This window comes from Saccharothrix sp. S26, from assembly GCF_021390395.1.
In the GTDB taxonomy this organism is placed as follows: domain Bacteria; phylum Actinomycetota; class Actinomycetes; order Mycobacteriales; family Pseudonocardiaceae; genus Actinosynnema.
Window position 1 is genome coordinate 299,812 of record NZ_JAJUWT010000012.1, and the last position, 9,568, is coordinate 309,379.

The following is a 9,568-nucleotide window of genomic DNA, read 5'->3' on the forward strand; positions in this document are numbered from 1 at the left end:
TTAGGGCAAAAAAGAAACGGAGGCCGAGCCTCCGCCGTCGACCGGCTAGTGCGCTCGCCGCGCCCGTTCCCGCTCGCTCGCCAGCACCTGGCGGACCAGGTCGGCGATCGTCGTCTGCCCGAGCCGCTGGGCCATGGCCCGCTCCGCGTCGCGGAACTCCACCTCGAGCAGGCGCTGCATGTTGCGCCCCACCTCGCACTCCGCGCTCGGCGGGTGCGGGTGAGAGGACAGCAGCGGCCCCTCTTCGAGCGCGGCGTAGGCGTCGTAGAGCGTGATCTCGCCGGCGGGACGCGCCAACGACCAGCCGCCGTTGCGACCCTCGGTGGACCAGACCAGGCCGGCGACCCGCAGGCTGCCCAGGATCCGCCGCACCAGGACCGGGTTGCTCCTGAGGCTGTCCGCAATCTCCGCCGACGTCAACGACTTGTCGTCCCAGCGCGCCAACATCGTGAGCGCGTGGATCGCGACCGCGCTCTTGCTGCTGACCGCCACCGCCACACCCCGCCTCGACCGGAAACGCCCGACCGAAACGCCTCCGGTCGAACTGCAACGAGATTAGTAACAGTTCTCCGGAGGTGTCAATCCCGGCCACCCGGTCGTGGCACCGGGTAGCCCAGGGGACTCGGCCCAACCGATTGAGGCCGACATCGCCTCAAGTCGCCCGCGCCCCGGAGGACTTGTGGTGCAAGGGCAGGCCGAGCCAGCGGACGGCGTCGTCCAATCCCTCCGCGGCCAGGCTCACGTCGTCGTTCAAGCCCGGAACCCTCGGTTCGGACTTCACCCGCAGCGGCACGCTAGAGTCGGTCGTCCTCACGACTCGCCATGAAAAGGACGACAACGGTGACCAACACTGTGCGGGTCACGGGGGTGTCGCACCGTTACGGCAACGCGACCGCACTGCACGAGGTGCACATCGAATTCCCCATCGGCGTGACCGCCGTCCTCGGCCCCAACGGCGCGGGGAAGAGCACGCTGCTCGGCCTGCTCTCGACGGCGTTGAGGCCGCAGTCCGGTTCCGTGACCGTCAACGGTGTGGACAGCGCCCGGAACCGGAAGGCATACCGGCGCAATCTCGGTTTCCTGCCGCAGGGTTTCACCCTGCCCGGCAACCTGACCGTGGCGGAGTTCCTGGCGCTGACCGCGTGGCAGCGGCTCGTGCCGCGCGGGGAGCGGCGAGCAGCGGTGGACGCGGCGCTGCGGGCCGTCGACCTCACCCATCAAAGGGACGCGAAGATTTCACAACTGTCGGGTGGGATGCATCGTCGGGTGGGGATCGCGCAAGCGATCGTGAACCGCCCCGGTGTGCTGCTGCTCGACGAACCGACCGTCGGTCTGGACCCGAGGCAGCGTCGCGGATTGCGCGACTTGGTGTCGGAGTTGGGTGTGGGGCGGACGGTCGTCCTGAGCACGCACCTGACCGAGGACGTGGCCGCCACCTCCGATCGCGTGGTGGTGCTGGATGAGGGGACGATCCGGTTCGACGGCACCGTCGACGAATTGACCGGTGGCCGGAACAAGACCGCGTCGGAGATCGACGCGGCCTACGAGCTGCTGGTCACGACGGGGGACGATCGGTGACACCGCTGCTGATCGTCCTGCGGCGCGGCAGCGCGCCCGTCGCGGTCCCGGTGATGATCGCGCTCGGTGTCTTCGCGGGTACTCGTGGCATCGGCTGGTCCACAGACTGGGGGTGGGCCTCGGGACAGTTGCAGCAGCACGGCGTGCTGCTCGTCCCGTTGACCGCGGCGATCGCGGCCTGGGACGCCTCCCGCGACCGGCGCACGACCTCGTCTCTGCTCACCCGGACCTACCCCCGTCCGTCCCTGCCGTGGCGGCTGGTCAACTGCGTCGGCGCGCTGCTGGCCGGTCTCGCGGGCTGGACGACCACGTTCGCCGTCATGGCTGCCGGCGTCCAAGGTTTCCCTTACTGGTCTGTCGTGTTGTTGGGGCCGTTGTGCGTCATCGCCGCGGCCTTGGTCGGTGCCGCCGCGGGCTGTCATCTTCCTCGCTACCTCGCGGCTCCCGTCGTAGCCGTCGTGGTGTGGAGCGGTTTGGCGTTCGGGTCCAGCAGCACCGATCCGTTGACGGCCCGTCTCAGCGCGGTCAACCGGCAGTGCTGTGAGGCGGCGGCGCAACCCGTCCAGGTCACCGTGGTCGGGCAGTGGTTGTGGATCGCCGCGTTGGCGGTCGCGGCGGTGGCCGTCCTGGCGCTGCCGAAGGTGGTGCACGGCGCGCCGCTGCTGGTGCTCGCCGTCGCGGTCGGCGTTGTCGGGGTGTCACTCATCCGCAGTACCAGTGGGCAGTTGACCGAGCCGCGCCAGGCGACCGCCGAAGCATGCGGAACGCGGGACGGCGTGACGGTGTGCATGTGGCCGGAACACGCCGCCGGCGTGGACGTCTGGCTCGGTGCCGTCACCCGGTACCGGTCCCTGTTCGCCGACCTCGGTCCGGCACCGGAGCTGTACCTGGAGTGGGGGTTGCGACCGGGTTCGGAAGCCGAGCGCGTCGGACCGCCCCGGCCGGGGGTGACCGAGACGGACCTGGTGATGTCCCTCGCCCAGGGTCTCGTCCCGCAGCCTCCCTCCTGTGCGGTGGTCGAAGGGGGATCCAGGCCCTACCCGGCGGCGGAGGCGAACGTCCTGCTCACCGCCTGGCTCACCCACCGCGTCCGACCCGACGTCCCCGCGACGGCCCTGGTGCCACCAACCGAGGCCGCACGGTTCACCCGGCTCACCAGCAGCGGCGTCGAACAGCAGCGCTCGTGGTACGCCGCACTCGTGCTGGCGCACGGCGACTGCGCCACTCCCCCGCCGGCACTGCCGTGACGATCATCTGGCTGTGGTTGCGCGCGCACCGCTGGCCCACCCTGGCCCTCACGTCGGGCCTGGTCGCGGTGATCGGTCTGGTCGTCGGAGGCCGGTACGTGCCGATCCCGTCGCTGGGCGAGGTCCGCAGGCTCGACGTGCCGCTGTCCCAACTGCTGCCCCTGGTCCTGGCCTGCGCGATCGGTTTGCACACGAAGGCCCCGACGTCCCTGTTCCACGTCATCCCACGCTCACCCGTCGCACAACGGGCAGAACTGATCACCGCGATCCTGGCCACGGCGGTGGCGGCATGCCTGCTGATCCCGAACAGCCCGGTCGCGCTGCGCAACCTCGCCGGATTGGCCGGACTGGCGCTCGTGACCGCCTCGGTCGCGGGAGCGACCCGCAGCTGGACGCTGCCGCTGTTCTACCTGATGTGCTGCCTGCTGTTCGGCACACGCCCGCGGCACACCGCCGAGGGAGGCGCCGGCGCACAGTGGTGGGCCTTCGCGATCGCCGACGCCGATGAACGCAGGGCAACCGCAGTGGCACTGGTGCTCTGCGCCGCCGGTGTGCTGCTGTTCGTTCTCCGAGGCCCTCGCAACGAGGTGACTGCTCAGGAATAGCCCTTGCTGCGGGCTGCTGCGGTGGCTGAGGCCGCCGGCGTTGGCGGTGTTCGTGGTCGGGGCGCATTTCGACCTGCTCGCCTGGTGACACGGTCGATGGCCAGCAGGACCGTGTTCGGTCGAACGACGCCGGAGAAGATGTCCGAGGTTCCGCCGGTGACCGGGGAGTTCTCCGCGCAGGTGTTGCGCGGGCCCGCCGGCCACGCTCGTCACGGGCTAGGAGGAGGACCGGGCCGCGGTCCTCCTCAGGCGGCACCACGGCGTCGGTGATGCGGTCACCATCGTCGCGGTCATGAACAGACTGCTTCACTACGTCGCACCGGCACGCATCCCCAGCCGGGCGCCTGGATGAGAGCGGAACGGCCGTCGAGCGCCTGGTGTTCCTCTGCGACCGGCTGATCCTCGCGGCCGGGGTCCGCACACCGCGGCTGTTGGTCGCCGCACGCGAGACCGGCGCACGGCTGCACGAGTCCGTCGGGAAGGGCTGGGGCTCCAACCGGGATCACCTGGCCATGATCAGGACGTCCTCGATGCCGATCGACGCGCCACAGGGCGGGCCCCGGCGGTCGGGACTTCGCCCCGGATGTTGGACACGGGGTTATGCGGCGTGGGTCAGCGTAGCCGGTGTCGGTAGCAGGCTGTTCTCGTAGTCGATCGGGGACATGTGGCCGAGGTGGGAGTGGCGCCGTCGGGTGTTGTAGCGGTGTGCCCAGCCGAACACCGCCAGGCGTGCTCCCCTTGCGCTGCCGCAACTCAGGGCGGCTTGCAGCGTCTTGCGTTTGAAGGAGGCGTTAAGGCTTTCGGCGGCGGCGTTGTCCGCGGAGCTACCGACCGCGCCCATGGACCGGGTGACCCCGGCGGCGCGGCAGGCGTCGGCGAAAGCCCAAGCGCCGTATTGGGCTCCGTGGTCGCTGTGGAAGATCGCCCCGGCCAGGCTGCCCCGTGTGCGTTCGGCCGCGTGCAGGGCGTCGAGGACGAGGTCGGTGCGCATGTGGTCGGCCACGGCCCAGCCGACCAGGCGGCGCGAGCACAGGCCCATCACGGTCGCGAGGTAGAGGAAGGTGCCGTCGGCGATCGGCAGGTAGGTGATGTCGCCGACGTAGCGGGTGTTGGGCACCTGGGCGGTGAAGTCGCGTCCGAGCAGGTCGGCGGCCTTGACCGTCGTCGGGTCGGCCGTGGTGGTGCGGTGCCGGCGGCGCAGCCGCAGCCCGGCCAGGCCGACCTCGCGCATGACCCGGGCGACGCGCTTGTGATTGACCACCTGCCCCGTGTCGTGCAGTTCGGCGGTGATCCGCGGGACGCCGTAGGTGCCCGCCGACTCGAGGTGGATGGTGCGGATTCGGGCGGCCAGGTTTGCGTCGTCCGCAGCGCGGACCGCCCGGTCCGACGCGGTGGCCTTCCAGTGGTAGTAGCTGGACCGGGCGAGGCCGATGACCTGGCACAACCGCTCCACGCCATGGTGGCGCCGATGATCGTCGACGAACTGGAAGCGGTTCGCCAGCGCGTCTCGCCCGCGAAATACCGGGCCGCCTTGCGCAGGATGTCACGTTCCTCTTCCAGCTCGCGGACCCGCCTGCGTAGTACGGCGTTCTCGTCCTCCGGCGAGACCGGCACCGAGGCGCTTGCGGCGGTGGCGGCGGGTGCCCCGGCGCGCTGTGCGTCGTCGAGGCGGATCCAGTTGCGCAGCGTCTGGTGGTTGACGCCCAGGTCCTGGGCCACCGACTTGATCGTCGCACCGGGTCGGCACCGGTAGAGCGCGACCGCCTCGGCCCGGAACTCCAGCGGGTAGTGCTTCATCACCATCTGAACGGGACTCCTGTCCACCCGAACCATCAAGGTCCAAGTGTGTCTGGTGTCCAACATCCGGGGTCAAGTTCCGTCTCGTGCGCGAGTCCGACGGCACGGCCACCGTGATGCACTCCCCCATGCCTTTCTCGGTGGGTTCAGGGTTCCTGGTGTGCCTCGGCATGGGCATGTCCGACCACTTCGGACAATGGACGATGACGGCGGACGGCAGGACCGAGCTGGGCTGGAAGGCCGACTACGACGCGACGTCCAGGCAGGCGGTGAACGGTCTCGTCCGCCACGTCGCGCGGTACATGCCCGGTGGCACCCGACCGGCCGAGCCGCCCGATCGTCGCGCATCCCGTCGGCGGCGTCGTGCTGGGCAAGAGCACCGACTTCACCGGCACGTCGTGGTCAGTTGGCGCGGTGTCCCCGCACCCGGTTCACCGACGGGGAGGGGTTGCCGTCGCGAGGCCGGCGACCACCATGCGGATCAGCATGTCGTAGGTCTCGTCCAGCTTCTCGGACCGTTGGAACGCCCGTTCCGCTTCCAGCACCGCGAAGCCGTGCACGGCCGCGCGCAGGCAGCGGACCGCGTGGATGACCGAGGTGTCGTCCAGGTCGTAGGCGCGCAGGGTGGCCAGCATGATGCCGATCAGCCTCTCCCCCGCCTCCGCGACCCGCGGTTCGGGCGCTTGGCCCAGCGCCGCGTAGCGGTGCGGGTGCGCCAGCACGTAGTCGCGCCAGGCCGTCATGAGCGCGCGGACCGCCTCGTCGGCGGAGCGGCCCAGCACGGCGCTCCCGATCCGCTCCGACAGCTCGTCCATGATCCGCGCGGACATGAGGGCGCGCAGCTCGGCCAGGTTGCGGACGTGCTTGTAGAGCGACGGCGTCGCCACGCCCGCCCGGGAGGCCACCGCCGCCAGGGTCAGGGCGCCGACTCCCTCCTCGTCCACCAGGCGCAACGCCACGTCGACGACCGCGGCGGCGGAGAGCGCGGCCCTAGCCACGGGCACCCGCCCCGAGGAACGCCAGCACCGCCGCGGTGACCTCGGCCGGGAACTGCACGTGCGGGTAGTGACCCGCGCCCTCGACCACCTCCACCCGGCCCAGGCCCGCCGGCATGGCGGCCACGACACCCTCACCCTCGGCGCGGGGGTCGACCCAGTCGGGGTCCAGCGACCCCTCGACCACCAGCGCGGGGCAGCGGAGGTCGCCGAGCACGGCACCCGCGTCCGCGGGCGCGGACATCCCCATCCGACCCAGCACCGCCATCCGGCCGGGTCGGCGCAGGTCGGCCTCGATCGCGGCGACCTGCTCGGCGAAGCGCTCGGGCTTGGCGCCGGGGTAGGCGTGGTCGAGGTAGCGCAGCCAGAGCCCGACGCTGCGGAACATCCCCGCGCCCAGCAGCAGTGCCATGCCCTTGCGGTAGCGGGCGTTGCCGAACAGGCCGCCGAAGTCGATCTTCTGGACCCGGGTGAACGGGCTGATCTGCACGATCGCGGTGACCAGCTCGGGCGCGCGGGCGGCCGCGATGGCGACGGAACCGCCGGCGAACGAGTGGCCCACGAGCACGGCCGGACCGCCCAGGTGCCGGACCACGGCGAGCAGGTCCTCCGCCGAGTCGGTGCGGGTGTAGGAGGCCCAGTCGGCGCTGGACTCGCCGTGACCGCGCTGGTCGACGGAGGCGACCCGGTACCCGGCCTCGGCGAGCATGGCGGCCATGTCGCGGTAGGCGGCGCGGTTGTTGCCCATGCCGTGGGCCAGCACGATCAGCGGCCCCTCGCCGGTCACGTCGTAGGCGAGTCGTCCGCCGTCCAGCTCCAGGAACTCGGTCATGTCCAGCACCCCATCCGGTTAACGTCTGTAGCTCAAAAGCTAATGCCGTTAGCCTCGGGTGTCAACCCCGCTCGGTGCGCGTGCCGTGGCGTCACACCATGGCGTCGGGCGCGAAGTAGTCGCGCAACAGCACGATCTCGCCGTCGCGCAGGCGGAAGATCTGCACCAGCGACAGGGCGACGCTCCGGCCCGCCACGTCGAACACCGGGTCGACCTCGGCGATGAACACGTCCGGGTCGTCGGTCCGGTGCAGCACGTACCGGGACTTGGCCACGTCGACCGCACCCTCGGTGGCCGGGCCCCGCGCCCCCGCCGGCCGGCGGTAGTAAGCCGCCATCCCGGTGCGGATGGCCTCCCGGCCCACCATCCGCCTGGGGTGGACGTGGCCCTCGGGGAGCAACGGCGACTCCAGCACGCCGTCCTCGGCGAAGAGGGCGGCGAGCGCGTCGGCGTCCCGGCCCAGCGCACTGGCCCGGAGGTAGCGTCCGTAGACCTCCTGCGGGTCGATCGTCATGGCGCCTCCGTTCACGGTCGGTCGCCCCAGTCTGGCGTGGTGCGGGGCGGGCGACTCTTCGCACGACCGGGTGATCCGGGCCGGTCGACGCATGGTCCGCGTTGGCGGAAATGCACCGGTGACCCGAGATCGCGGCCCGTCGGAAACGTTTCTTCCGCAGATCGCGCGAGAGATGCGGAATTGCGTGCCGCGGCCTGGCCCGTTCTCCGGCCACGGCCGCGTTCACGCAGGTGAACACGCTCGTCCGTTCATCACCGTGAATCTTGTTGCTTGTTTCGCAAGGCTGCGCAATGCTCGCTGGGAGCGCTCCCAGACAGGGTCGTCATCGAAGTTCTTCGCCGTTGTCGCGCGATCGGTGCCACCGGGGGATCGCTGTGGTCAGTCCTGCTCGCAAGGAGGCGATGCATGAGTCTGCGCATGGACAAGCGCACGAAAAGCCGGACCGCCGGTATTGCCGCGGCCGTGTCCGTGGCGGCCCTGACGGCCGGCCTGGTGGTGGCCGCGGGTTCCGCGGCCAACGCGGCCGCGGGGTGCCGGGTCGACTACACGGTGACCAGCCAGTGGCAGGGCGGTTTCGGGGCCAACGTCACCGTGACCAACCTGGGTGACGCCCTGTCGGGGTGGACGCTGGAGTGGTCGTTCCCGGCCGGGCAGCGGGTGACGCAGTTGTGGGGCGGCGAGTTCTCGCAGTCCGGCAGCGCGGTGACGGTGCGCAACGCGAGCTACAACGGCTCGCTGGCCACGGGCGCGTCGGTCACGCCCGGCTTCAACGGCTCGTGGACGGACTCCAACCCCGCGCCCACCTCGTTCAAGCTCAACGGGGTGGCCTGCACCGGTCAGACCACCGGCACGTCCACCTCCACGTCCACCTCCACGTCGACGACCACTTCCACGTCGACCACGAGCACGACGACCTCCACCACCACGACGACCACCACGACGTCGAACCCGCCCACGGGCACCGCGACCGGCTTCGCGTCGCAGAACGGCGGGACGACCGGCGGTCAAGGCGGGGCCACGGTCCGGGCCACCACGGGCACCCAGATCCACCAGGCCCTGTGCAGCCGGGCCAGCAGCTCGACCCCGATCACCATCCAGGTGGAGGGCACGATCAACCACGGCAACACCGCCAAGGTCTCGGGCAGCAGCTGCTCGACCGCCGCCGGGGTGATCGAGCTCAAGCAGATCAGCAACGTCACGATCATCGGCGTCGGGGCCGGTGCCGTGTTCGACCAGCTCGGCATCCACATCCGCGAGTCGCGCAACATCATCATCCGCAACGTCACCATCCAGAACGTCAAGAAGTCCGGCTCCCCCACGTCCAACGGCGGTGACGCCATCGGCATGGAGAGCGGTGTGCGCAACATCTGGGTGGACCACGTCAACCTGCTGGCGTCGGGCGGCGAGTCGGAGGGCTTCGACGGCCTGTTCGACATGAAGGACGACACGCAGTACGTGACCCTGTCCTACAGCACCCTGCGCAACTCCGGTCGCGGCGGCCTGATCGGGTCCAGTGAGAGCGACCGTTCCAACGGGTTCGTCACCTTCCACCACAACCTGTACCAGAACATCGACTCGCGCACCCCGCTGCTGCGCGGCGGCATCGCGCACGTCTACAACAACCACTATGTCAGCCTCAACGAGTCGGGCATCAACTCCCGCGCCGGGGCCAAGGCGAAGGTGGACAACAACTACTTCAAGAACTCCAAGGACGTCCTGGGCACCTTCTACACCAGCGAAGCCGGCTACTGGCAGGTCAGCGGCAACATCTTCGACAACGTGACCTGGTCGGCCCCCGGCACCGACACCAACCCCGCCGGGCCGGACGTCAAGTCCACCACAACGGTGAGCATCCCCTACAGCTACAGCCTGGACCGCGCCGAGTGCGTGCCGACCATCGTCGGACAGACGGCGGGTGCCAACAACGGCTTGAAGGAGTCGAACGGCACCTGCTGATCCCAGACCCGTGCGGCGGCTGCCGGGCAACGGTGCCCGACAGC

Annotated in this window: 9 protein-coding genes; 4 read left to right on the forward strand and 5 right to left on the reverse strand. The window is 70.3% G+C overall.

Annotated elements, in window-relative coordinates; genetic code table 11:
- Positions 1 to 45: 45 nt before the first annotated feature.
- Positions 46 to 492, reverse strand: coding sequence for an Rrf2 family transcriptional regulator (locus LZG04_RS21495; protein ID WP_233819573.1), 447 nt, complete (start codon positions 490 to 492; stop codon positions 46 to 48).
- Positions 493 to 840: 348 nt separating this feature from the next.
- On the opposite strand from LZG04_RS21495, the gene LZG04_RS21500 reads away from it, so the two are divergent.
- Genes LZG04_RS21500 through LZG04_RS21510 form a run of 3 tightly spaced genes read left to right on the forward strand, consistent with a single transcriptional unit; the run spans position 841 to position 3,430 of the window.
- Positions 841 to 1,578 (forward strand): ABC transporter ATP-binding protein, encoded by a 738-nt coding sequence (locus LZG04_RS21500; protein ID WP_233819574.1) that lies wholly within the window; start codon positions 841 to 843, stop codon positions 1,576 to 1,578.
- Entirely contained in the window at positions 1,575 to 2,825 is a 1,251-nt protein-coding gene (locus tag LZG04_RS21505; RefSeq protein WP_233819575.1) for a hypothetical protein, read from the forward strand. Before LZG04_RS21500 ends, LZG04_RS21505 begins: the two co-directional genes overlap by 4 nt.
- Complete coding sequence (locus tag LZG04_RS21510; protein ID WP_233819576.1) at positions 2,822 to 3,430, forward strand: hypothetical protein; 609 nt, start codon at positions 2,822 to 2,824, stop codon at positions 3,428 to 3,430. The genes LZG04_RS21505 and LZG04_RS21510 overlap by 4 nt, the downstream gene beginning before the upstream one ends.
- A gap of 598 nt (positions 3,431 to 4,028) precedes the next feature.
- Here LZG04_RS21510 and LZG04_RS21515 read toward each other — a convergent pair.
- The 4 genes from LZG04_RS21515 to LZG04_RS21530 form a co-directional block, all read right to left on the reverse strand.
- Positions 4,029 to 5,233, reverse strand: a protein-coding gene (locus LZG04_RS21515) for an IS3 family transposase (protein ID WP_233819577.1) whose coding sequence is annotated in 2 segments (ribosomal slippage) — positions 4,029 to 4,945 and positions 4,945 to 5,233 — 1,206 coding nt in all. Because the reading frame shifts where the segments join, the coding sequence is not laid out codon by codon here.
- A 425-nt stretch (positions 5,234 to 5,658) separates the two neighbouring features.
- Positions 5,659 to 6,225, reverse strand: coding sequence for a TetR/AcrR family transcriptional regulator (locus tag LZG04_RS21520; RefSeq protein WP_233819578.1), 567 nt, complete (start codon positions 6,223 to 6,225; stop codon positions 5,659 to 5,661).
- Complete coding sequence (locus LZG04_RS21525) at positions 6,218 to 7,054, reverse strand: alpha/beta fold hydrolase (protein WP_233819580.1); 837 nt, start codon at positions 7,052 to 7,054, stop codon at positions 6,218 to 6,220. The genes LZG04_RS21520 and LZG04_RS21525 overlap by 8 nt, the downstream gene beginning before the upstream one ends.
- Positions 7,055 to 7,145: 91 nt before the next feature.
- A complete protein-coding gene (locus LZG04_RS21530) occupies positions 7,146 to 7,568 on the reverse strand; it encodes a nuclear transport factor 2 family protein (protein WP_233819581.1) in 423 nt (140 codons plus the stop codon).
- Between the two features lie 405 nt (positions 7,569 to 7,973).
- Between LZG04_RS21530 and LZG04_RS21535 the strand changes: the two genes are divergently transcribed.
- Positions 7,974 to 9,524: a cellulose binding domain-containing protein gene (locus LZG04_RS21535; RefSeq protein ID WP_233819582.1), complete on the forward strand. Its 1,551-nt coding sequence runs from the start codon at positions 7,974 to 7,976 to the stop codon at positions 9,522 to 9,524.
- Positions 9,525 to 9,568 lie beyond the last annotated feature (44 nt).

Coding starts and splice junctions, on each gene's coding strand:
- LZG04_RS21530 (WP_233819581.1), bottom strand. CDS start 7,568: ATGACGATCGACCCGCAGGAGGTCTACGGACGCTACCTCCGGGCCAGT.
- LZG04_RS21535 (WP_233819582.1), top strand. CDS start 7,974: ATGAGTCTGCGCATGGACAAGCGCACGAAAAGCCGGACCGCCGGTATT.
- LZG04_RS21525 (WP_233819580.1), bottom strand. CDS start 7,054: ATGACCGAGTTCCTGGAGCTGGACGGCGGACGACTCGCCTACGACGTG.